Annotated in this window: 16 protein-coding genes and 2 pseudogenes; 14 read left to right on the top strand and 4 right to left on the bottom strand. The window is 43.1% G+C overall.

Translation table 11 applies throughout. The features are described 5' to 3' along the window. Nucleotides 1–30: 30 nt before the first annotated feature. On the top strand, nucleotides 31–1,764 hold the full coding sequence (gene recJ / locus LKD42_RS02140; RefSeq protein ID WP_248834675.1) for a single-stranded-DNA-specific exonuclease RecJ: 1,734 nt from the start codon (nucleotides 31–33) through the stop codon (nucleotides 1,762–1,764). Here the strand turns inward: recJ and LKD42_RS02135 are convergent. After that, the gene (locus LKD42_RS02135; protein WP_248834674.1) at nucleotides 1,745–2,413 is read right to left on the bottom strand and encodes a TIGR01906 family membrane protein; all 669 of its coding nucleotides are present in this window, start codon (nucleotides 2,411–2,413) and stop codon (nucleotides 1,745–1,747) included. The genes recJ and LKD42_RS02135 overlap by 20 nt on opposite strands. A gap of 201 nt (nucleotides 2,414–2,614) precedes the next feature. On the opposite strand from LKD42_RS02135, the gene leuS reads away from it, so the two are divergent. Both leuS and LKD42_RS02125 read left to right on the top strand, forming a co-directional pair. Beyond that, nucleotides 2,615–5,029: a leucine--tRNA ligase gene (leuS, locus tag LKD42_RS02130; RefSeq protein ID WP_283094947.1), complete on the top strand. Its 2,415-nt coding sequence runs from the start codon at nucleotides 2,615–2,617 to the stop codon at nucleotides 5,027–5,029. Nucleotides 5,030–5,068: 39 nt separating this feature from the next. Next, on the top strand, nucleotides 5,069–6,073 hold the full coding sequence (locus LKD42_RS02125) for a lysylphosphatidylglycerol synthase transmembrane domain-containing protein (protein ID WP_248834673.1): 1,005 nt from the start codon (nucleotides 5,069–5,071) through the stop codon (nucleotides 6,071–6,073). Between the two features lie 30 nt (nucleotides 6,074–6,103). On the opposite strand, the gene LKD42_RS02120 is transcribed toward LKD42_RS02125, so the two are convergent. Next, nucleotides 6,104–7,846: an Rqc2 family fibronectin-binding protein gene (locus LKD42_RS02120; protein ID WP_248834672.1), complete on the bottom strand. Its 1,743-nt coding sequence runs from the start codon at nucleotides 7,844–7,846 to the stop codon at nucleotides 6,104–6,106. A 274-nt stretch (nucleotides 7,847–8,120) separates the two neighbouring features. Here LKD42_RS02120 and LKD42_RS02115 point away from each other — a divergent pair, with 274 nt between their 5' ends. From LKD42_RS02115 to LKD42_RS02065, 11 genes and pseudogenes are all read left to right on the top strand, one after another. Continuing rightward, nucleotides 8,121–12,407, top strand: coding sequence for a putative mucin/carbohydrate-binding domain-containing protein (locus tag LKD42_RS02115; protein ID WP_248834671.1), 4,287 nt, complete (start codon nucleotides 8,121–8,123; stop codon nucleotides 12,405–12,407). A 168-nt stretch (nucleotides 12,408–12,575) separates the two neighbouring features. After that, nucleotides 12,576–16,922 (top strand): discoidin domain-containing protein, encoded by a 4,347-nt coding sequence (locus LKD42_RS02110; RefSeq protein WP_248834670.1) that lies wholly within the window; start codon nucleotides 12,576–12,578, stop codon nucleotides 16,920–16,922. Nucleotides 16,923–17,093: 171 nt separating this feature from the next. After that, a complete protein-coding gene (locus LKD42_RS02105) occupies nucleotides 17,094–17,972 on the top strand; it encodes a YicC/YloC family endoribonuclease (RefSeq protein WP_022119385.1) in 879 nt (292 codons plus the stop codon). 11 nt (nucleotides 17,973–17,983) lie between these two features. After that, complete coding sequence (locus tag LKD42_RS02100) at nucleotides 17,984–18,262, top strand: DUF370 domain-containing protein (protein ID WP_248834669.1); 279 nt, start codon at nucleotides 17,984–17,986, stop codon at nucleotides 18,260–18,262. Further along, nucleotides 18,259–18,891: a guanylate kinase gene (gene gmk, locus LKD42_RS02095; protein WP_022119387.1), complete on the top strand. Its 633-nt coding sequence runs from the start codon at nucleotides 18,259–18,261 to the stop codon at nucleotides 18,889–18,891. The genes LKD42_RS02100 and gmk overlap by 4 nt, the downstream gene beginning before the upstream one ends. A 4-nt stretch (nucleotides 18,892–18,895) precedes the next feature. Next, nucleotides 18,896–19,147, top strand: coding sequence for a DNA-directed RNA polymerase subunit omega (gene rpoZ, locus LKD42_RS02090; protein WP_022119388.1), 252 nt, complete (start codon nucleotides 18,896–18,898; stop codon nucleotides 19,145–19,147). After that, on the top strand, nucleotides 19,137–20,468 hold the full coding sequence (rimO, locus tag LKD42_RS02085; RefSeq protein WP_248834668.1) for a 30S ribosomal protein S12 methylthiotransferase RimO: 1,332 nt from the start codon (nucleotides 19,137–19,139) through the stop codon (nucleotides 20,466–20,468). Before rpoZ ends, rimO begins: the two co-directional genes overlap by 11 nt. Nucleotides 20,469–20,648: 180 nt before the next feature. Then, a complete protein-coding gene (locus LKD42_RS02080; protein WP_248834667.1) occupies nucleotides 20,649–20,879 on the top strand; it encodes a hypothetical protein in 231 nt (76 codons plus the stop codon). 129 nt (nucleotides 20,880–21,008) lie between these two features. Continuing rightward, a pseudogene (locus LKD42_RS02075) lies at nucleotides 21,009–21,941 on the top strand (MFS transporter); the annotation flags it as partial. 351 nt (nucleotides 21,942–22,292) lie between these two features. Then, nucleotides 22,293–23,093: an AraC family transcriptional regulator gene (locus tag LKD42_RS02070; RefSeq protein ID WP_248834666.1), complete on the top strand. Its 801-nt coding sequence runs from the start codon at nucleotides 22,293–22,295 to the stop codon at nucleotides 23,091–23,093. 240 nt (nucleotides 23,094–23,333) lie between these two features. Further along, nucleotides 23,334–24,146 (top strand): HAD-IIA family hydrolase, encoded by an 813-nt coding sequence (locus LKD42_RS02065; RefSeq protein WP_248834665.1) that lies wholly within the window; start codon nucleotides 23,334–23,336, stop codon nucleotides 24,144–24,146. A gap of 199 nt (nucleotides 24,147–24,345) precedes the next feature. Here the strand turns inward: LKD42_RS02065 and LKD42_RS02060 are convergent. Together LKD42_RS02060 and LKD42_RS02055 are read right to left on the bottom strand one after the other, a co-directional pair. Next, nucleotides 24,346–24,639: pseudogene (locus LKD42_RS02060) on the bottom strand (Uma2 family endonuclease); the annotation flags it as partial. Next, nucleotides 24,638–25,234 (bottom strand): hypothetical protein, encoded by a 597-nt coding sequence (locus LKD42_RS02055; protein WP_248834664.1) that lies wholly within the window; start codon nucleotides 25,232–25,234, stop codon nucleotides 24,638–24,640. The pseudogene LKD42_RS02060 and the gene LKD42_RS02055, both read right to left, overlap by 2 nt. Nucleotides 25,235–25,394: the final 160 nt, after the last annotated feature.

The raw sequence follows: 25,394 nt of genomic DNA, 5'->3' as shown, positions 1-25,394 counted from the left end.
GGCATCTTTTTTTCAGAAAGGACTTTTACTATGGAAAAATGGGTTGTCTCTGCAAAGCGTGCCGATTTTCAGGCAATAGCAGAAAAATTCGGGATCGATCAGGTGACTGCAAGGCTGATCCGAAATCGTGATATTGTAGGTGAACCGGAAATCCGGCAGTATCTTTACGGAACAAAAGAAGATTTCTATGATCCGCATCTGCTGAAAGATGCAGATAAACTGGTAGAGATTCTGATGTGTAAAATAAAAGAACAGAAAAAAATCCGTATCATCGGCGATTATGATATTGATGGCGTGAATGCCTCCTATATTCTGCTGAGAGGACTGCGTCGCTGTCATGCCAATGCAGATGTGGAGATCCCGGACCGTATGAAAGACGGCTATGGAATCAACGAACACCTGATCCGCTATGCATATGAAGAAGGAGTCGATACCATTCTGACCTGTGACAATGGAATTGCAGCTGTGGAACAGACAAAACTGGCCAAAAGTCTTGGCATGACCATTCTGATCACCGACCATCACGAAGTACAGGAAGAAGTACCGCCTGCGGATGCCGTAGTCAATCCAAGGCAGGCAGACTGCCCTTATCCGTTCAAGCACTTATGCGGTGCAGCCGTTGCCTATAAAGTGATCTGCTGTCTTTATGAAGCTTATGGTATCCCCAAAGAAGAAACGGAAGAATTTCTGGAGTTTGCCGGTTTTGCAACCGTCGGGGATGTCATGGATCTGATCGGGGAAAATCGGATCCTGGTCAAAGAAGGTTTAAAGCGGCTGAACCATACGCAGAATGTCGGTATGGCATCCCTGATCCGTGCCTGCGGACTGGAAGAAAAAGAGATCAAATCCTACCATATCGGGTTTGTACTGGGACCGTGCATCAACGCTGGCGGAAGACTGGACACTGCAAAACGCTCTCTGAACCTGCTGCTTCAGAAAGACAGGGCAAAGGCAGATGTGATGGCGGCAGAACTGAAAACACTTAATGACGAGCGAAAAGATATGACACAGACAGGGGCAGAAGAAGCCATAGAGTGGATTGAAAAAGAGGGCAGAAGCCAGGATAAAGTCCTGGTTGTCTATCTTCCGGACTGTCATGAAAGCCTGGCCGGGATCATCGCCGGGCGTATCCGGGAACGCTACAACAAACCGGTGTTCGTTCTAACGGACAGCATCGACGGTGTCAAAGGCTCCGGACGTTCGATCGAGGCCTATTCCATGTTTGAAGAAATGTCAAAATGCAAAGAGCTTTACACAAAATACGGCGGACATCCGATGGCAGCCGGACTGTCGCTTCCAAAAGAAAATGTGGAAAAATTCCGTACTTTTTTAAATGAGCATACCACACTGACAGAAGAAGATTTTATCCCGAAGATCACGATCGATGTACCGATGCCGATCGGCTATATCACCGAACATCTGATCGAGGAACTCTCTGCTTTGGAACCATTTGGAAAAGGAAATGAAAAGCCTTTGTTTGCCGAAAAAAATCTAAATATTTTAAGTATGCGGATTTTAGGAAAGAACAGAAACACGCTGAAAATGCAGGTGCGAAGTCAGCATGGCACCGTCATGGATGCCCTGTATTTTGGTGACATCGAACAGATTCTGACTTATATTATGCAGAAACACGGAGAATCCGAAACAGAAAAATGTTTCCAGGGGCAGGAAAATGCAGTGACCCTTTCTTTCATCTATTATCCATCTGTCAATGAATACCGTGGAAGAAAGAGCCTTCAGATGATCATTTCGCACTATTGCTGATCTTTCTGCGAAGCAGACGGAAGAGCAGCAAAGAGAAAAGACTTGCCGCAAGAACGCACAGCAGGATCAAAGCGGCGGCGTGAAGAAAGTAAGCGTCCGGCAGGATCGTGATGACCGGATCGCACGCCGGGTCAAAGATCCAGTAATCGTTGCGGAACAGGATCTTATGGAACAGTACAAAACAAAAATCCCAGTTCAAAGCGACAAGCGAGCCGACGATCACCACAAGGAACGTCGGAAATGCGGATAAAACGGCAAAGAAGGGAGCGTTTTTCTTTCGGATCTGCCATGCGGTCAGCAGAAGCGTAAGCGGGACCAGGACGAAGGAAGCGTATTCGATATTCAGGAAAATACGTTTCACCTCTTCAAAATGGATCTCACCTTTTTCTGACATTATAAAGTCTGAAAACGTAAGCCTGGATGGACCGGAAATGGAATTATAGTCGATCAGCTCATCGTAATTTCTGCGGATCACTTCCTCTGAATAACCACTCGTGGCAGGAATATCAAGATGATCGATGTCAAAATAATAAAGAGGGCGAAAATGCAGGGTAAACACGATCGCCATGGAAAAAATGCCAAGGGTACAGAGAAAAGCAGCGACCAGATTTTTCCAGGAAAAAACAGATCTTCTGATTTGTGGATTCATAATAGAAACAACTCCTTTATCATACTTCGAACAATCCCGGGCAGTAAATGCTTCGTTTTGTCCCTGATATTACTATAGTTCATTCTGATTTTTGCGTCAATTCACTTTTTTGCCATCTATTGACAAAAGCGAATATATTGGGGTAAAATAACAGATAGTTTTAATTATTTATAAGAATTTAACTTTCAGGAGGAAAAGAAAATGGCAGTGCCTTATAACCATAAAGCCATTGAAAAAAAATGGCGTCAGAAATGGGAAGAAAATCCGGTAAATGTCGATGATGGCAAAAAGCCGAAATATTATTGTCTGGATATGTTTCCGTATCCGTCAGGAAATGGTCTTCACGTAGGTCACTGGAGAGGTTATGTGATCTCCGATGTATGGAGCCGCTACAAAATGATGCAGGGATATTACCTGATCCATCCGATGGGATGGGATGCATTCGGTCTTCCGGCAGAGAACTATGCAATCAAGACCGGTCAGCATCCGGCCATCTCCACCGCAAAGAACATTTCCAACATCAAACGTCAGATCAACGAGATCGCAGCTATTTATGACTGGGATCGTGAAGTCAATACCACGGATCCGGACTTCTACAAATGGACACAGTGGATCTTTGTAAAAATGTTCAAAGAAGGGCTTGCATACGAAAAGGAGTTTCCGATCAACTGGTGTCCTTCCTGTAAGACAGGTCTGGCAAACGAAGAAGTGGTAAACGGCTGCTGCGAGCGATGCGGCACACCGGTCACCAAGAAAAACTTACGTCAGTGGATGCTGCGTATCACAAAGTATGCAGACCGTCTGTTAAATGACCTGGACAAGCTGGAATGGCCGGAAAAAGTAAAGAAAATGCAGACTGAATGGATCGGCAAATCTTACGGTGCAGAAGTAGATTTTCCGGTAGAAGGAAAAGATGAAAAGATCACAGTCTATACGACAAGACCGGATACCCTTCACGGTGCAACTTTCATGGTACTGGCTCCGGAGCACAAACTGGCAGCAGGTCTTGCAACACCGGATCAGAAAGAAGCCGTTGATGCTTATATCTATGCAGCATCCATGAAATCCAACGTGGACCGTATGCAGGATAAGGAAAAAACTGGTGTATTTACCGGAAGCTATGCGACTAATCCGCTGAACGGAGCAAAAGTTCCGATCTGGCTGTCCGACTATGTACTGGCAGATTACGGTACCGGTGCGATCATGTGTGTACCGGCTCATGATGACCGTGACTTTGAGTTCGCTAAAAAATTTGATATCCCGATTATCCAGGTTATCGCAAAAGACGGCAAAGCAATTGAAAACATGACAGAAGCTTACACCGAAGCTTCCGGAACCATGATCAATTCCGGCGACTGGAACGGTATGGAATCCGCAGTCCTGAAAAAGGAAGCTCCGCATATCATCGAGAAGATGGGTATCGGACGCAAGACCGTAAACTACAAACTGCGTGACTGGGTATTCTCCCGTCAGCGTTACTGGGGCGAGCCGATTCCGATCATACACTGCCCGAAATGTGGAAATGTTCCGGTTCCGGAAGAAGAGCTTCCGCTGCGTCTTCCGGATGTAGAATCCTATGAACCGACCGGTACCGGCGAATCACCGCTGGCTGCGATCGAAGACTGGGTAAACTGCAAGTGTCCGAAATGTGGTGCTGATGCAAAACGTGAGACAAATACCATGCCGCAGTGGGCAGGTTCTTCCTGGTATTTCCTGCGTTATGTAGATTCACATAACGATAAAGAACTGGTATCCAAAGAAAAAGCAGACAAGTACCTTCCGGTAGATATGTACATCGGCGGTGTAGAACATGCTGTACTGCATCTTCTTTATTCCCGTTTCTATACCAAATTCCTGTACGATATCGGAGTGGTCGATTTTGATGAACCGTTCCACAAACTGTTCAACCAGGGTATGATCACCGGTAAGAACGGTATCAAAATGAGTAAATCCAAAGGAAACGTCATTTCCCCGGATGATCTGGTACGCGATTACGGATGTGATTCTCTGAGAATGTACGAACTGTTTGTAGGTCCGCCGGAACTGGATGCAGAGTGGGATGACCGTGGTATCGAAGGTGTATACCGTTTCCTGTCCCGTTTCTGGAACCTGGTCATGGACAATAAAGACAAAAATATCAAAGCAAGCAAAGAAATGATCAAAGCACGCCATAAGATGATCCACATGATCACAACCCGTCTGGAGGGCTTCAGCCTGAATACGGTTATTTCCGGTTTCATGGAGTGCAACAACAACCTGATCGCGATCGCCAAGAAAGAAGGCGGCATGGATAAAGAGACTCTGGAAGCAGCCGTTCTGCTTCTGGCACCATTTGCACCGCATATGGGAGAAGAGCTCTGGGAGGAACTGGGTCATACGGATTCTGTATTCCACCACGAATGGCCGGCTCATGATGAAGAAGCAATGAAAGATGACGAAGTCGAAATTCCGGTGCAGGTAAATGGAAAGACAAAAGCAGTCATCTCCATTCCGGTTGACATCAGCAAAGAAGATGCGATCGCAAAAGCAAAAGAAGTTCTCGGTGACAAACTTTCCGGAAACATTATCAAAGAGATCTATGTTCCGAAGAAGATTGTAAACATCGTAGCAAAATAAAACATTTGCACAGCTGTTTTTACAGCATAGATTTTGGATATGAAAAATAAAAAGAAACATTTTATAACAGCCATTCTGGCAACGTTGTTTCTGATACTGGTTTTATACCTGATTTTTCATGATTCCTTAGGTGAAATCAAAACCCAGCTTTTCCAGGCAGACAAAAAAGCTCTGTTGATCCTTGTGATCTTCGGCAATCTTTATGTACTGCTGGATGGCTGGGTACTTCATTATATGATTGTGAAAAACCTTGAAAAATGTACCTTTTGGCAGGCCATCCGCCTGGCATATATGGTGGTGTTTTTTAATGTTACGACCTTTGCGGCGGGGACGAAACCGGCCCAGATCTATGATCTGTATCAGGAAAGCCAGATCAAACCAGGGAAATCATTTGGAATCCTGACGATGGAGTATGTATCACATAAGCTGACGATTGTACTCTATGCAGCAGTGATGCTTTGTTTTTTTCATACGGTTCTTTTTCAGGTTTCGGGATTGGAGAAAAATTATCTGCTGACAGGATTCGGGGTCAGCTTTGCTATACTGCTCTTTCTGACCATGTTCTGCATCAATCAGAAGTTTGCACCGTGGCTGCTTCGCTGCAGCGATCATATCAAAAAAGAAAAAATCAAAGAAAAGGCAAAAGCCGGAATTGCACAGATGGAAGATTTTTCCAGAGTCGGGAGTGTGGTAATCAAAGATAAACAGCAGTGGATAGGACTGATTTTTCGAAATGCAGTAAAAATGACCTGTCTGTATGCACTTCCTGCGGTTGCCATCTTTGCAGTTACCGGAGAAAGGCTGCCACTTTCTGTTCTGGAATGTCTGGCTTTTTCATCCGTCATGCAGCTGCTGATCGGAGTGATCCCAAGTTCCGGCGGCACAGGTTCGACGGAACTGGTCTTTCTGATGCTGTTTGGCTCTATGACAGAAAAGTCCGTCTGCGGTGCAGCAATGATCCTGTATCGCATGGCAACGTATTATCTGCCGTTTCTGATCAGTATTCCGTTACTGTTTTTTGGAAAAAGAAGCACCGAGGCATAGTAGTTATGCAGCAGTGCTTCTTTTTTTGCGTTATTTTTCTTTTACCTGTCGGATACCGCTGATATCAGAATCGATCACCATGGAATAATTGGTGTGATAGATCACAAACCCCGGTTTTCCGCCGTTTACTTTTTTCACCTGTTTTTTCTCAACATAGTCAACCTCCACCTTGTCTGCACCGCGGTGGCTGGAATACCAGGCAGCCAGCCTTGCGGCTTCTTCAAAGGTACGGTCCGGCGGCAGCCCCTGACCTGCTTTCACAATGACATGCGATCCCGGGGCACCTTTTGCATGGAACCACCAGTCATTTCCGGTGGCAAATTTAAAGGTCAGTTCTTCGTTCTGATAATTATTTTTTCCGACATAGATATCATAACCATCCGAAGAAAGATAGTGGAACGGTTTTGATGTGATCTTCACACGCTTTCCGGTGTATTTCCGGCGGATGTAGCCGTACTGTGTCAGTTCTTCTTTGACCTGTACCAGATCTTCTTCATTCAGGGCAATATCAAGAGCTGTGGAAATGGATTCCAGATGCTGGATCTCTTCTTTTGTCTCTTTGATCAGATGTTCCAGTGCCTCGTAGGTACGTTTCAGTTTTCCGTAACGGTCGAAATATTTTTTGGCGTTTTCCTGTGCAGTCAGTGTCGGATCGAGCGGTATTTTTACCGTTTCACCGGTGTAATAGTTCACTGCGGAAAGTTCCCTGCTTCCAGGTACTGCTTCATATCCATACGTGTTTAAAAGTTCTCCGTAAATGCGGAATTTATCGCGTTTTTCCGTGTCCTTTAACTGTTTTTTCTGAAGATCGTATTTTTTACGGCTGCGATCAAGTGCCGTTTGGACGATACGGCGAAGATCGGAAGATTTCTGGCGGATGCGTGTGATCGTATTCTTTTCCGCATAATACCTTTCCAGGACTTCTGACATCGTATCGTAAGTTTCCGTGTGCATGTCCTTATACTGGGTAAGCAAAAAGGCTGCATATTCCAGCGGAACTTTTCCGTCATAGACAATATTCGGCGTAAAAGCATGGGTTTCAAGATCCTCCATCATCCGTTTCAGGGTATGGAAAAGGTGAATCTGCTCGATCTCCTGAAAAGAATTTGCACTCTGATCCGACTCCAGGTTGCTGCGGTGGCAGAGTTCTTCGGCAATCAGCGGACTGATACCGGTCAGAGTTGTATAGATCGCCTTTGAGAGCGGCATCGGCTTCTGGCAGACACTGCTGAAAAATTCTTCTTCTGTGATCGTCTGTGGATCGTACTTATGTTGCGTTTCCGGGATAAAATACATCCGCCCCGGAAGGACTTCACGCACGGAGCTGACCTGTGCGGAGACATGTTTGATGGAGTCCAGGATCATGCCGTCCTCCTGGCAGAAAATAATATTGCTGTGCTTGCCCATCAGCTCGATAATCAGAAGCTTGCGGCAGATATCACCCAGTTCATTTAAATGCTCAATCTCCATATTTAAGATACGTTCCATGCCAGGCTGCCAGATCCTGAGGATGCGTCCGCTTCCGATATGCTTACGCAGCAGCATACAGAAATTCGGGGCAGTCATAGGACCGGTCTTGTTCTGATCTGTCAGATAGACCAGCGGAAGGCTCGCACTGGCAGAAACAAGAAGACGGTATTGTTTACGGTTATTTTTTATAGTAAGCATCAGCTCATCTTTTTCCGGCTGTGCGATTTTGTTGATTTTTCCGCCTGCAAGAGCATGATTCAGTTCCCATGCCATGCAGGAGATGACGGTTCCGTCAAGTGCCATATCAATTTCCTCACTTTCTGAATATTAAGACGTTTGAGTCAAAAGATGCCGTACGGATCCTAAAGCCATAAACCGCTCCTGTGCAAGCACATTGATGTTTCTGACTTTTGATCCCGACATTTTTTACTATCATAACATTTTATCGGGAGAAGAACAATATTTCTTTGGAAAAGCTTGCTATACCATGACAGCATATGTTAAAATCAGACAAATCCTTTGTGCTTTTGAAGAGGGAAAAGTGACAAAGAAAACAAAAACAGGAGGATATTTTTATATGAAAAAGAAAAAGTGGGAACTGGCTGCCATGACAGCTGTAACAGCTTTTCTGATGCTTGGAACAAAAGCAGAAGCGATGGATGATGCCTATCGTATGCCTCAGCTTTCCGGTGTCACAAAAACCTGGGTTTATCAGGGAGAAACTTCTGATCAGAACTGGGAGCGTATGCTTGCGGATGACCAGGAGGACGGCGATCTTACGTCCGTGATCAAAAGCAGCGGAAGTGTCAATACGTCCAAAACAGGAACTTATGTGCTCTCCCGAAGTGTAACCGATTCGGATCAGCATACTGCTGCACTCGATACGCAGGTTACGGTGCTGGATAGAAATGCATCTGAAGAAGAGAAAAGCATTCAGCGTATTTTGTATACACTTCCGGATGCATCACATCTGACCGGCATCAGTTTCAACCGTGGCTATTACCATGACCGGCAGAATCTCGGACTGTGGATGCCGCATGGAAGCAGTCTTCAGATCCGTATCGTCAATGCAGAGGAATTTCAGCAGGATCTTACCGTTCAGTTTAAAAACGATGATTCGCAGACAGAGTCTTCCGCGACCATTCCAAAAGATGGCAGCTGGGTGACTTTATCCAATACGTTCACCGGTGATAATGGAGAAGAAAGTGCCGACAGCGTGCCGTTTATCACAACACCGAAAAATACGGCCGTTCAGCCGGTTATCGAATACCGATGGACCGACGATCTGAAAGAAATCCCATATTATCGCTACGGAGATTCCCAGCAGGCATTTTTTGATTCCTGGGAGGAAAGTCAGGCACCGTTTGCGATCATAGAGGGAAGTGCCGCAACGTTCCTTGTTCCGATCTGTGATAAGAATAACATTCTGAACTCTTCCTATGGCAACAAAAAAGAAGTTTACCGTTTTAAAACACTGGATGAGATGCTGGACTGGTATGCATCCTTTGTAAAACAGTACGATGCTTATTCCGGTCTTGACTATTATGCAAAAGATCCATGGAATCAGGATATCCGTGCAAAATTTTTCATCAAAGCAAATGCCCATGGGGCAGGGCAGGCTTATTATACAACCGACCACAGTGCTTATAATGGAAAAAGTCTTGAGACATACCTGGTGCGGGACTGGCTTTCTCTTCATGAATTTGGTCATGGATACGAGGGTGCGATCGCTTCTCAGGAAAATCCTTTTGTGGAAACAACCAACAATATTCTGGGCTATTATTTTGAGCCGACTTATCGCCCGGCTGAGGATTTTGGCTGGCTGCTCGGTGATTTTTCCGGCACAAAAAGTGAACGTTATGCACAGCTTGGAAACCGCATGAAAGAAAGCCTTGCTTCCAGCAATACGTTTGCCGATATTGTATCCGATCCATGGCATTACAACGTAAGCCTTTATATGTTTACCAACCTCATGGACAAACTCGGTCCGCAGCAGGCTGTTTCCGCAATGCATTCTCATTACCGGGAAGTTTATTATAAAACCGGCAAAAAAATGGGATCATCCGACGCCCTTGCGGAAAGTCTGGACAGCCTGGATTATAACGTGCTTCCTTACTTTGCATCCTGGCATATCCTCCCGTCAGGAAGGATTGCCGATCAGGTCTATGCGATGGACAAGCCGATGATCTATTATCTCAAGGAACTGATCCCGGACGATGCTGCGTGTGAGAAAACAAGGGCAGCACTTGGACTGGACGGCATCTACAGTCTGGTAAGCACCGATGACCTGGCAGATACCGGATATACCAGCAAAGTCCGTTTGAATATTCAGATCGATGATCTGACACAGATCAAAGGCAAAACGATCCGGATCAAAAACGGCAGCAAGATTGTAAAAGAAGTGACTGTTTCTTCAGGTGAAATACAGCTGGAACTTCCGGTCGGTATCTATGAGCTTGAGATGCCGCTGCCAAAGACAACTGCTTATCAGTACGATAACGAATATTTGATCGCATCCGCCGGAAACGTATCAAAAACAGTCTCCTATACCAGACAAACCGGAAATCCGCTGGCAGACGATATGCAGATCAAGATGCTTGGCCTTGGGGATGCATCCGTAGCATCCGTCAAGATTGATACAAACATGCAAAAACTGACCTGGACGGTAAATAGTACCACACCGCATTTTTATCTTGATGGTACTTACATCAGCATCCGGGTACTTGATCCGGATGGAAATGAGCTTTTGAACCAGGCTTTGCAGGCGAATGAAAAAGCAGATGGCGGAAACTTTGAGGTCGATTTTAAAACAGGTTCCACGCTGATTCTCTATCACCGAGAGGCAAGAGGAAGACAGCGTTTTGTAAGTTCCTACACCGGCGAGTCTTTAGAAGAATATCAGCTTGCAGCAGCTGAGCAGACTGCCACTTACCGTATGACAGACAAAGGCCTGATGCAGGACGACTGGAGCAAAGAAAAACAGATGCAGGTTTATCTGCATAGTTTAGAACAGTATTCTGCCTTTCTGATGAGCCATATCACAAAGGCTGAGATCGCCGATTCAGAAAAATATCATAATGAAAAGACAACACTTTTGCTTGCATATGAAAAACTGGATCAGGCAGCAGCAGACAATTATCGGAACAGCTACGGTATTCTGATCGGGCAGAAACCGGAAGTGTCTTATGGTTACACACAGATCGCACCGGAGCATTTAAAAGGAAGTGCTGACAGTGAACATCCGGGAGAAGAGGCTTCTCTGGCCGTTGACGGAAAAAAAGACACTATATGGCACAGCAATTATGGAAACGGCACAAAAGCAGATATTGCCGGCAATAAAAACAATACCTACACCATTCTTCTGGATCAAAAGACGGATATCGGAAAACTGACTTACCTTCCAAGACAGATCGGAAATAATAACGGAATTATTTTGAAATATGAACTTTCCTACAGTCAGACAGACGATGGTGATGATTTCCAGATCATCCCTCTGACAGACAATACCTGGGCAAATAACCGGTCAGAAAAAAGTGTTTCTCTGGATCTTACAAATGTAAGAAGAATCCGCATCCGTGCACTTTCCACGGCCGGAACCCCTGCAGATACCTATATTTCCGCAGCTCAGTTTTCTCTTTATGAAAAATACAGTATCTACGACAAACATACCTATCTCAGTGATCTTTATCAGACGCCTGATGAAAATGGAAATACGATAAAAGAAAACGCAAATGCCGACGGGACAACGATCACACTGAAAACAAACGAAAAAGAACGAACCTTTGAAAAAGGAATCGGCATGAGATCCGGTGATACTGCCGTCTGGGATATCTCAGGGCTGAACAGCGATGCACTCTCCTTATGGATCGGTATGAATAAAAAAGGAACTTCTGATGCATCGGTACAGATTTACGGCGACGGGACATTGCTTTACACTTCTGTTCCATTTAATGGAAGTGACAATGCCATTTCCGTTTATCTGGATATCACCGGCGTAAAGATTTTAAAATTCTGTGCAGACGGCAAAAACGGATCAGAACAGATCGCTCTTGCAGATGTCATGCTTGAAAATCAGAAAGACAAAGAAACCCTGAATTTAAAAGTCGGGGATCAGGCAGTGTTTCTTCGAAACACTTCCCTTACACCGGAAGACCGCGGAAAAGCAACGTTTGTCAGCAGTGATCCTTCCGTGGCAACGGTAAATGAAAGGGGTGTTGTGACCGCACACAGTGCCGGAAGTGCAACGATCCAGGTAAAATTTGGCAGCAATGAGACCGTTGTATGCAAAGTAACTGTAACAGAAAAGCCAAAGAGAAAAGAACCGGAAACACCGGATACGGAAAACAGGATACCTTCTGTATCTGACAGACCGGAAACATCGGAAAGCGGCAACACCAGACCATCGCAAAAGATTCCTTCTGTTGGCAGTGTGAAAAAATTAAATGGTGTCCACTATACTGTTACAAAAACTTCCGCAAAAGGCGGAACGGCGGAAGTAACGAAAATAACCGGCAAAAAACGCAAGATTACCATTGCATCAGAAGTAAAGATCAACGGATTTTCTTTCAAAGTTACTTCCGTCCGGAAAAATGCCGCTAAAAACAACAAAAAGATCAGCACTCTGACTATCGGAAAAAATATCATTTCCATCGGTGCAAACAGTTTTTCCGGATGCAAAAATTTAAAGAATATTACATTTAAAGGAACAAAATCCATAAAAATCAAAGCAAAAGCACTGGCAGGTACTTCCAGAAAGATAAAGATAACCGTACCAAAAAAAATTTCTGCAAGGACATTGAAAAAACTGAAAAAGAATCTGCAAAAAGCCGGGATCAGCAAAAAAGCTGTTTATCAAAAGAAATGATCCGTATAGTATAAAAAGAAAAAGAAATACGGTCAAAGCTTGACGGAAAAGTCAAAAATATGCTATGCTTATCCAAGAATAGTTTGTGCATATTAAACAAAAACCGTTTTGAATTATGCAAAACTATTTTTCTGGTATTGTCTATTTTCTAAAGAAGGGAGAATGAAAATGAAAACAAGACATAAAATCATGAGTTTCTTGCTTTCAGGTGCTATGGTATTCAGCCTGTTGCCGGCATCGGCAATTGGTACAGTAAAGGCAGCTTCTGTGAATTATGCACTGACTGCAACAGCAACCGCATCTGGAAGTGAAACATCGGCATTTGGTCCGGAAAAGGCAAAAGACGGAGATACAACAACAAAAACTTCCCGCTGGGCAAGTGAAGAACGTGATGCAAGTGAGAGCAATCCACACTGGCTGGCCATGGATCTTGGTGAAGTCAAGACTGTAAACAGTGTTATCATCACCTGGGAGAGACGAAATCCAACCAATTATGCAATCGAAACTTCCGAAGACGGAAGCACATGGAAAGCGGTAAAAACTTTTACTTCTGCTCCTGCGGAAAAAAAGCAGATCATCAATCTGGATAATCCGGTGCAGACCAGATATATCCGTGTCCGCATCAATACGTTTAACCCAACCGCAGAAGGCATTACCTGGAAAACAGTTTCCATCTATGAATTTGAAGTTTATGGGGAAAAACAGAGCAGCGGAAGTGAAGTCTGGGATGCTCTGAACAATCTGACTGTAAAAGCAGGAGACAAAAAGTTGAATCTTCCGACCGTAGAGGGTGGAAAAGTAGAAGCCTATGCAGACTATGAACAGATCATCGACACAGACGGAACCATTTATCAGCCTCTGGAAGATAAGACCGTTTCTGTTGAATTTAAAGTTACCGATCAGAACAACAAGGTAACAAAAAAAGAGATTGCAATTACCGTTCCTGGAACGCATACAGCGACCGCAGATGAGAATGCAAAACCTGCCGTTCTTCCGGAACTGGCAGAGTGGGCAGGTGCTACCGGCAATTTCACCATCTCGAAAAACTCACGCATCGTGATCAATGCTGCTGACAAAGATACACTTTCTTCCATGGCAGAAGCATTTGCAGCAGATTATAAAGACATTGTCGGAAACGATATTTCCGTTGTATATGGAAGTGAAAGCGATGTGAAAGCAGGAGATTTTTATTTTGCATTGACAGCAAAAGGAAAAGGCCTGAAAGACGAAGGTTATCTCTCACAGATCGGAGATTCCATCAAAACAGAATCCGAGACTGCAACAGGTGCTTACTGGGCAACCAGAACCTTCCTGCAGATTCTGAAGCAGAACAAAACAACGATCCCGAAAGGAACAACCAGAGACTATCCAAAATACAAAGTCAGAGGTGTGATCCTGGATGTCGGACGAAAAGCAACCGAACTTCAGACCGTAAAAGATGTTGCGGCAACAATGTCCTGGTACAAGATGAATGACTTACAGGTACATCTGAATGATAACCTGATCTTCCTTGAGGACTACTGGGATACCAATGCGGAGACTACGATGCAGAACAGCTTTACAAAGGCCTACGCTGCTTTCCGTCTGGAATCTTCTGTAAAAAATGATGAAGGTAAAACTGCGACAGCAACCGATCTGTATTATACAAAAGATCAGTTCCGCAGCCTGATCAAAGATTCCAGAACGATCGGTGTCAATATCGTTCCGGAAATCGATGTACCGGCACACGCACTGGCATTTACAAAAACATTCCAGAACTGTGCTTTAAAGAAAATGAATTCCAGCAATTGGAAACGTCCACTGACAGATCATCTGGATCTTTCCAAACCGGAATCCACGCAGCTGGCAAAAAATATCTTCTCCGATTATATTGATGGAGAAAATCCTGTTTTCGATGAACAGACAACCGTACATATCGGTGCGGATGAGTACGAAGACGATGCAACCCTGTACCGCAATTTTGTAAATGAAATGGATGATTATATGAAGTCCAAAAACCGAAAAATGCGTATGTGGGGCGGTCTTACCAGAATCAAGTCTGATACAGAAGTCCGCGGCGATGGTGTGGAGATCAATGTATGGAGCAAAGACTGGGCAGATCCTACGGAAATGTACAATCTTGGCTTTGAACTGATCAACTCTCTGGACTCCAATGTATATATCGTTCCGGCAGCAGGATACTATGCAGATTATCTGAATGCTGCAAGCCTCTATGCAAACTGGAAACCGAATGTATTTAAAAGCGGTAATTTAAATACAACGATTCCGGCCGGTGATCCGCAGATGATCGGTGGTGCTTACGCACTGTGGAATGACTCCATCGATACCAGAGGAAACGGTGTCACAGACTATGATGTCTTTGACCGTATCTACCAGCCGATGTCTGCACTGAGTGAAAAACTCTGGGGCGAAGGCACAAAGACCTACAGCGAAGTGAAGACAACCACTGCAAAAGTTTCCACTGCTCCGAACACCAATCCGTATCATGAAATTGAGAGTGCGGGAAATACTTACGCAGAATACAATTTTGACAAAGAAGACGGAAGTGATGCTTCCAAGAACAAATACAATGCAGTGTCTGCTGAACATGCAACTTACACAGAAGGAAAAGTCGGCAAAGCCCTGTCTATGGAAAGTAATACCTATATTGAGACGCCGCTTGACAAAGCTCCGGCAGGAACCAGCCTTTCCTTCTGGGTGAAAAAGGCAGCAGGAGGATCCTCTGATGAACAGGTTCTGTTTGAAGGTTCTTCCACACTTGGTGATTACACGATCAAAGCTGTGCAGAAGAACACCGGAAAAGTCGGATATTCCAGAGAGGGATATGATTATTCCTTTGACTATACTCTTCCGGAAGATGAATGGGTACATCTGACGATCAAAGGTTACAAAGACCGTGCAGAACTGTATGTAAATGATTCTGACACTGCAATCCCGGCTGTTATGGATACTGCAACAAAGCTTGGTACACAGTACCGTCTTGCAACATTAAACATCCCGATCAAATACATCGGAAGCACGACAGGAAACAGTTTCAATGGTCTGATTGATGAAATCGAACTGACAAACGATCAAGATGACAGCATCATCCCTACAACGGATTTCAGCTTCACCTGTGATAACGAGCAGAATCCGGCACAGGGCAGCGACGGTCCGATCTCCAATGCATTTGACGGAGATATTACTACCTTATGGCACAGCCAGTACTCACCATCCATAAAAGCACTTCCGGCAACCTTTACCGTAGATATGGGCAAAGAATATAAAATCAATAAACTGACTTATGTTCCAAGACAGTCCGGCGGTAAAAACGGATACATCACAAGTTATGATCTGTATGTCAAGAAAGCAGAAAGTGATGACTGGACACCGGTTGTAACAAATGGTGTATGGGCATCTGATACAAAAGAAAAGACAGTGAAATTCAACACTGCTGATGCAAGATACATCAAGTTTGTTGCAAAAGAGGGAAGCAATGGTTTTGCTACTGCAAGTGAGTTCCATATCCATCAGGTTCTGAATGAAGAAGAACAGGAAGTAACAAAAGCTCAGGAAGCACTGAATGAAGCGGTAAATGACAGCAGCATAAAAGGTATTTATGAAGCAGGAAATGCAGATGGAACGTATACAAGTGCAAGCTGGACAGCGTTCAAGGAAGCATACGAAGCAGCAAAAGCACCATCCGATGGAGCAACTGTGGAAGAACTGAAAACACTGCTGACAAATCTTAAGAGTGCAAAAGCAGGTCTGAAAAATGCAGCCGTAGAATCAGCAAAAGAAACACTGAAAGCGGAAGTAGATAAAGCAGAGAATAAGAATATCTATGAAGCTGGTAATGCAGACGGAACGTATACAAGTGCAAGCTGGGCAGCGTTCAAAGAAGCATACGAAGCAGCAAAAGCACCGTCTGAAGGAGCAACTGCGGAAGAACTGAAGACACTGCTGACAAATCTTAAGAGTGCAAAAGCAGGTCTGAAAAAAGCAGAAAGCGAAACAAACCCGGCTGAGAAACCGACTGAGAAACCAACCGAGAAACCAACCGAGACACAGCCTGTCGAAGAAACCGAAGCACCACAGAAAGCAAATAAGACCGTCAGAAAGAATGTGACTTACCGTGTTCTGGATGCTAAGAAAAAAACAGCCGTTGTTGTTGGTGTTGGAGGTAAAAAAGGGAAAAACGTTACTTCTGTATCCATCGCAAAAACAGTGAAGATCAATGGCGTTACCTATAAAGTAACCAAGATTGGCAAAAACGCATTCAAAGGCTGCAAGTATCTGAAGAAAATTACAATCGGAAGTAATGTGAAGAAGATTGAAAAAGGTGCATTTGCAAACTGCCGAAAACTTGCAAGTATCAATATGAAAAAGGCAAATGGAATCACATCCATCGGAAGCAAGGCCTTCAGCAAGATCAATTCAAAAGCAAAAGTGAGCGTACCTTCCAAAAAACTTTCCAAATATACAAGAATGCTGAAAAAAGCTGGACTTCCAAAGAAAGCGGTTATTAAAAAATAGAAATATGCTTTAAAAGCATATCTTCCGGAAAAAGAGACGGAGAGAACAAAATCTGTTTTCTCCGTCTTATTTTTCTTTGTTTTTCGGTTGACGCTTCCGACGCTTTCGACTATAATAAAAATAGTATGGCTTTCTATGCCGCAATTTTGAAAGAAAAGAGCGAATATAATTATGATAAAAAGTATGACAGGCTTTGGAAGATATGAAAATCACCAGGGCGACCGCAAGTTTACGGTTGAGATGAAGTCCGTCAACCACCGCTATTTTGATTCCAACATCAAAATGCCGAAAAAACTCAGTATTTTTGAATCTGCTATTCGAAATCTTCTCAAAGAATATATACAGCGTGGAAAAGTTGATATTTTTATTACTTATGAGGATTTCACAGAAACCAATGTCTCTTTGAAATATAACGAGAACATTGCAGCAGAGTATGTAAAATATTATCAGCAGCTTTCGGAAAAATTTGATCTGCCAAATGATATCCGTGCCTCCGTGATCGGACGCAGTCCGGAAGTTTTCACAATGGAAGAGCAGCCGGTAGATGAACAGGAGATCTGGGCAGTCCTTGAAACAGCACTTCGTGGGGCATGCGAGCAGTTTGTAGAATCCCGCATCCGGGAAGGGGAAAATCTGAAGCTGGATCTGATTGAAAAACTGGACGGTATGCTTACCGATGTGGCAGCGATTGAAAAACGTTCCCCGGAAATTCTTCAGGCATATCGCACCAAACTGACTGAAAAAGTAAAAGAACTGCTTAGTGACACACAGCTCGAGGAGAGCCGTATCGCAACAGAAGTGATTCTTTATGCAGACAAAATCTGCACGGATGAAGAAACGGTTCGTCTGCACAGCCATATCGAGAGCATGAAACAGACACTGCAAACCGGCGGAAGCATCGGCAGAAAACTGGACTTTATAGCCCAGGAAATGAACCGGGAGGCAAATACTATTTTGTCCAAGGCAAACGACCTGGAAACTTCCAATCTTGCGATCAATCTGAAAACAGAGATTGAAAAAGTAAGAGAGCAGATCCAGAATATAGAATAGGGGGGATACGATTGTCAGGATTGATCAATATCGGGTTTGGCAATGCAGTCAATACCGCCAAAGTCGTGGCAGTCATCAACCCGGATGCAGCACCGGTCAAACGTCTGGTGTCCCATGCAAGAGAAGAGGGACGCATCATTGATGCCACACAGGGAAGACGTACCAAGGCTGTGATCATCACGCAGGAAGACCATATCATTCTGTCGGCACTGCAGCCGGACACGATCGCAAAACGTTTTTCACAAAAAGATGCATTTCAGGAACGAGAGGATCAAGGAGGCAGTTTATGAATAAAAAAGGCATTCTGATTATTTTATCCGGATTTTCCGGAGTAGGAAAAGGAACCGTTGTCAGACGTCTTCTTTCCGATTACGATAATTACGCACTTTCCATTTCCGCAACAACACGAAAACCACGTGAAGGAGAAGAAGATGGGGTGTCGTATTTTTTCAAGAGCAAAGAAGAGTTTGAACAGATGATAAAAGAAGACTCTTTTATCGAACATGCCAGATATGTTGAAAATTACTATGGTACGCCAAAAGCATATGTACAGGAACAGTTAGATGCCGGAAAAGATGTGATTCTGGAGATTGAGATCCAGGGGGCTTTAAAAGTAAAAGAAAAATACCCGGATGCTCTGATGCTGTTTCTGGTTCCGCCGGATGCACAGACTTTAAAAGAACGTCTGGTTGGCCGTGGCACGGAAACAGCCGATGTCATCCATGACCGTCTGGAACGTGCAGCACAGGAAGCCCAGGAAATGGGCTCTTATGAATACATTATTGTAAATGATGATCTGGATACCTGTGTGAAACAGGTGCACGAATTGATACAGAGTGCACACTGTAAGAAATCCCACAATACAGCATTTATCAAAGAACTGCAGCAGGATATGAACTGCTTTTTGAAAGGAGAATGATTTTATGTTACATCCATCTTACACAGACTTAATGAAAGTTGCAAACAGTGAGGTAAATGAAGGCGAAACACCTGTCGTAAACAGCCGCTATTCTATCGTAATGGCAACGGCAAAACGTGCCAGAGAACTGATCGACGGTGCACCGGCACTGGTATATAGCGACGGCAAAAAACCGCTGTCCATCGCAGTAGAAGAATTAGATAAAGGAAAGATCAAAATCCTGGCTGAAGATGAGAGCGGTGAAGATGAAGAATAAGAAAATTTTATTTATCTCTCTTGGCTGTGACAAAAACCTGGTTGATTCGGAAGTGATGCTTGGCATCCTCGCTGACCGCGGCTTTGAGATGACGGACACGGAAGACGATGCGGATATTATCATCATCAACACCTGCTGTTTTATCAATGATGCTAAAGAAGAAAGCATCAACACGATCCTGGAAATGGCAGAATATAAAAAGACCGGTCCGTGCAAGGCTCTGATTGTAACGGGCTGTCTGGCACAGCGTTATAAACAGGAGATTGTCGATGAAATACCGGAAGTCGATGCGGTGATCGGTACTTCCAAGTACGATGAGATTTTTGATGCAGTAGATCAGGCTTTAAAAGGTTCTCATTTTCTGGATGTAGATGATCTTGACCGGCTTCCGTCCGTACCCGGCAAGCGTATTCTGACAACAGGTGGGCATTATGCACATCTGAAGATTGCAGAGGGATGTGACAAGCACTGTACCTACTGTATCATCCCGAAGATTCGCGGCAATTACCGCAGCGTCCCGATGGAGCAGTTACTTGCAGAAGCCGCTTCGCTTGCCGAGCAGGGCGTAAAGGAACTGATACTGGTTGCACAGGAGACAACGCTGTACGGCATGGATCTGTACGGTAAAAAGTCACTGCATATCCTTCTCCAGGAACTTGCAAAGATCAAAGGGATCCGCTGGATCCGTATCCTGTACTGCTATCCGGAAGAGATATATCCGGAACTGATCGAGACGATCAAGAATGAGAAAAAAGTCTGTCACTATCTGGACATGCCGATCCAGCATGCCAGCGATGCCATTCTCAAACGCATGGGAAGACGCACGACAAAAGCACAGTTAAAAGAAACCGTTTCCCTTCTTCGAAAAGAGATTCCGGATATTGTTCTGCGAACCACGCTGATCGCCGGCTTCCCGGGAGAGACACAGGAGCAGCATGAAGAACTGATGGAATTTGTCGATGAGATGGAGTTCGAACGCCTTGGCGTCTTCGCTTATTCACCGGAAGAAAACACACCGGCAGCCTCTATGCCGGATCAGATTCCGGAAGAAGTAAAAGAAGAGCGAAGAGATGCCATCCTGGAACTTCAGCAGGAGATCGCTTTTGATAAAGCAGCCGATATGGTCGGACGTACCTTATATGCCATGATCGAAGGCAAAGTAGCGGATGAGCCTGCCTATGTCGCAAGAACCTATGCCGATTCCCCGGATATTGACGGTTATGTCTTTGTCAACACAGGCGAGATGCTGATGTCCGGCGATTTTGTAAAAGTAAAGATCACAGGTTCCGCAGAATACGATCTGATCGGAGAACTTGTGTAAAAATAATCGAACATTGGGTGTAACTCTGGTAACACAGGGCTGCACCTTTTTTTGTGCATTTTTGCTGCGATAAAAAATATCTATATGTTCGGTATTTATTGTAAATGGATTGATTGTCATTACACCGGATTTTGATAATTTTACTACAAAGCTCATCGCAGCAGATAAATATCAAAATATATGACAGAAATACCAATTTTGGAGGGAGTTAAAAACAGGGAATATTATGGAAGATCAGCAACGACTATTGAAAACAAATGCAAGATAGAGTATGGAACAGAGCAAGGATTAGCAGCACTGATGTATGGAGAAAAAGGGTTAAGCTCGTTGCCAATACAGGATATTGCAGGGGAGCATATAGATACAGATAATGAGTACATGTATTACTATTCGGTTGAATTTATAAAATAGCACTAATAAAAAGAAGAGGATGTCACGTAATCTGCTTTGATTCGTTGGCATCCTTTTTTGACATTTAGTTTTTATGACATTATAGATTTCATAACCTATTTCTTATCTTTCGGTATTCTCTTGGCGAATATCCTTTCATTTTCAACAAGTCTTCTGATTCAGGCGATTACAGTTGGATTTGTAGATAAATGTGGTGGAGATGCTGCGGCATGGAGAACGGTTGCTATTATCTATGCAATCATTGGTCTGGTCGTAAATACGATTTCAGCACTTTCTGTTAAGGAACTTCCGGAGGAAGAACTTAATGAAGGAGAAGTAAAGAATGATAATGAAAAGTATGGAATGGTACAGGCATTCAAGCTTCTTGTCAAAAACAAATATTACATGATGATTTGTGGAACATATATTTTACAGCAGTTATATGGTGCCATGATTGGAGCTGGCATTTATTACATGACATGGGTACTGAAAAATAAGAATTTGTTTGGACAATTTGCATGGGCAGTAAATATTCCACTGATCATTGCCCTGATTTTCACACCGACATTAGTTGGTAAGTGGAAAGGTATGTATAAACTGAACTTAAGAGGTTACGTCTTAGCAGTCATCGGTAGAGCACTTGTTGTTGTTGCCGGATATATGGGCAGTGTTCCGCTGATGATGGCATTTACAGCTCTTGCAGCCTTAGGTCAGGGACCATGGCAGGGAGATATGAATGCAGTTATCGCATCTTGCTCTGAATACACTTATCTTACGCAGGGAAAGAGAATTGACGGAACGATGTACTCTTGTACTTCTCTTGGTGTAAAAATCGGTGGAGGTATTGGAACCGCTGTTGTTGGATGGATGCTTGAGTTCAGTGGATATGTCGGAACAAATATAACTCAGCCACAGTCTGCACTTGATATGATGCAGTTCATGTATCTTTGGCTTCCGTTAATCTTTGATGTATTGATTATGTTTGTACTTTCAAGAATGAATGTAGAAGATGCAAATAAAAAACTGAAAGCAGAAAAAGGAATTGCTGCAGATGAAGTAACAGATGCATCAGACATAAATTAGAATTGACAGGAGAAAGCGTTGTCTGGTCGTTGCTCGATGAGACAGTGCTTTTTTCTATATATAAAGTGATAGAACTGTATTTTGAAAATAAAAAAGGACCACTTCATTTTTGTGAAATGGCCTTAAGAAAATATTCAGTTTTCACAAAATAGTCCTTTTAGTATTTATACATGGTAAGGATGCTCAAAATATTCAGTGTAGAATACTAAAAGGTTATTCAGATATTTTTTTAGGTTGCTCATTTGCAATTCCTCCTTTCCTTATTTACAAGTTGATTATAAGATAGGTGTAAAAGGATTGCTTGCCAAATCGAAAGAAGATATAGACAAATGTTGCAAAGGGGAGTATTTCATGCAGTTAAAATATGTTAACACAAAAGAGGAGATTATAGCAATAAATAGGAAGTCAAAACATATTGAACCACATCTTCATAATGCACTGGAGATCGTTTGTGTAACAAATGGATCATTAGAACTTGGTGTCGGACAGGAACTATACCATATGGAAAAAGGAGATATAGGCTTTGTATTTCCAGATGTTATTCATCACTATCAGGTACTGATACCCGGTGTAAATAAAGCGACTTATCTGATTGCATCGCCATTTACGATAGCCAAATTTGCAGATATCATGCAATCCATGGCTCCTGAATACCCAATCATCAAAGCGGAAAAGGTTGAACCGGAGGTATATAGGGTTATAAATGCAATTTTAGAGACAGAACAGTCGGATATTACTGTTACACAGGCATATCTTCAAATTGTGTTGGCACGCTGCATAGGAAAATTAAATTTGGTAGAAAAGAGTAATGTGGGGAGCAACGATCTTATTTACCAGACAGTTTCTTATATATCAGCAAATTTTAAGAAGAAGTTTTCTCTGGAAGAGATGGCAAAAGATCTGGGGGTGAGCAAATATGTTTTATCCAGACTCTTTTCCAAAACATTCCATAGAAACTTTAATCAATATCTTAACGATGCAAGGCTGAACTATGCATGCCATCGTTTGGAAAATACGAGTGATTCTATTACAAATATTTGTCTGGATAGTGGATTTGAAAGTCAGAGAACGTTTAACCGAGTATTTAAAGAAAGATATAAAATATCACCAAGTGATTATCGAAGTACTTGTGTGAAAGAGATGTTGTCATAAAAGGTTCTGTTGATCGAAATATTTACTTTGATTTTACAGTGCTATGTATTTGATTTTATGTGTGGATGATATAATGAGCGAAAGTGAGAAAAATGCAAATTTATTTGCATTTGACGAACGGCGATATTATTGAGTGATGAAATCACGATATAATATAAAAATATTTGTAGAAAATAGTGCTTTATTTTATTATGAAAAGAGCAAGGTGTATTTTAAAGAAACAAGAAAGGCAGGGCGCATATGAACATGAGAAAATCCATAATCGATTTTAATGAAAAAAAAGGATTCATCTGTGATATGGATGGTGTGATTTATCATGGCAATCAGATATTGCCAGGTGTTCCAGAATTCATCCAGTGGTTGCATGATGAAAAGAAAGAATATTTGTTTTTGACAAATAATAGTGGATATACACCACGGGAATTAAATCAGAAACTGGCTAGGATGGGACTTGATGTGTCAGAAGAACATTTTTATACCAGTGCATTGGCAACAGCCGCATTTTTAAAAGAACAGGCGGCAGGCTGTTCGGCATTTGTGATAGGAGAAGCCGGCCTGTTAAATGCACTTTATGATGTAGGTATCACAATGAATGATGTAAATCCGGATTATGTTGTTGTGGGAGAGGGACGCTCCTATTCATTGGATACCTTAACGAAAGCAACGAATTTAGTTCTGAAAGGTGCAAAGCTGATCGGAGCAAACTCAGATGTTTCCGGACCGATTGAGAACGGCATTGCTCCTGCTTGTCGTGCATTGATTGCACCTATAGAAATGGCAACAGGAACACAGGCATATTTCTGTGGGAAACCGAATCCACTGATGATGAGAACAGGATTGAATATGCTTGGATGTCATTCAGCAGAAGCTGTAATGGTTGGGGATCGTATGGATACAGATGTGATTTCAGGAATGGAAAGTGGTATGTCTACTGTATTGGTTCTCTCTGGATGTTCAACGAAGGATACACTCAAAACTTATGCTTATCTTCCGACAATGGTGTTGAATGGAGTGGGAGATATCGCCAGTACGGCAAAAGCAAAAGAGGAATAGTGTGATTAGGCAAATACCAGGAGGTAAAGTATATGATGAAACTTGATAATTTTGTAGGAATGATGACAGGACATTTTGATAATAAGGATCAATTTAATAAGATAAAAGTTCTTTCTGACATAATATTCTAATAACGGGGAGGTTCCCCTCCCCATAAAATTTTTTCTTAAAATCTACACAAAAAACTTGACAAACCCATCTACAGATTTATTTTGCTAAAATCAATATACAAATCTTCATAAATCCCTGCTTTGATCGTATCAGCAAAGGTATATTGTCCGGAATCACTGGTATCGAAATTATAGACAATTACAAAGTTTTTTGCCGGATCTACAATCCAGTATTCATGTACCCCGGCAGTCCGATATTTGAACAGCTTGATAAAATAGTCCATTCGCCTGCTGCCCGGTGAAACAATTTCAATGATCCAGTCCGGAGCACCATCGCAGCCTTTATCTGTGAGCTTACTGGTGTCGCAGATAACACTGGTATCATGATTCTGCTTCGGAAGTGCTTTCACTTTCCGATGTTGTTTCGGCTGTCTCGGAATCTGCCGTTGTTTCCGCTTCATCGGTTAAGGTATAAAGAATATACAGATTCTCTGCCTTCTTTGGAATATCTCTTGCTTCCACGGTTCCGTCCTGAATACTCTGGATCAGTTCTTTTGAAACATCAAACGTAACGGCTTTTACTTCTTCGCCGCCGCTGTTTTCTGCAACGCCTTCGTAATGGATTACATCGTACTTGTCCGGATTGTTTTTCACAAACTGGAGGATGTTGTAGTAGTTCTGCTCTACGGTCTGGTCTTTGGTACGTTTTGCCTGGATCTTGACTTTCAGCGTGCACACCTGTTTTCCGTTTTCGGTTGTCTCATCCTGACTTAAAACTTTGCCGTAAGTAACTGGTGCATCTGCAGAGTTACGCTTCAGGGAGCTTACAACACCACCCTGGTCAATCCAGCCCATGTCGGTACCAATGATGCTGATCGCACAGATGATAAATGCAGCAACTGCAAAGAAAATAACACCTTTCCGGTTAAAATCAAACCGCATCCGGATCTTATTCTTTTTCTTTTTTTCTTTATACATTTTCTGTTCATAAGGTTTCTTTTTCATAGCATTACCTTTTGTCGAAATCGACGATCCTTTCTTAATTAATGTCCCTTGACAAAATATGATGCCAGGGTCAAAAGCCTGAAACCACGATGTGCTTGCACAGGAGTGGTTTTATGGCTTAATGACCCGCCCC

The sequence above is a fragment of the Hominisplanchenecus faecis genome, assembly GCF_020687205.1.
GTDB lineage: Bacteria > Bacillota > Clostridia > Lachnospirales > Lachnospiraceae > Hominisplanchenecus > Hominisplanchenecus faecis.
The sequence above is the reverse complement of the archived record's forward strand: the minus strand, read 5'-3'. Positions and strand labels throughout refer to the sequence as shown.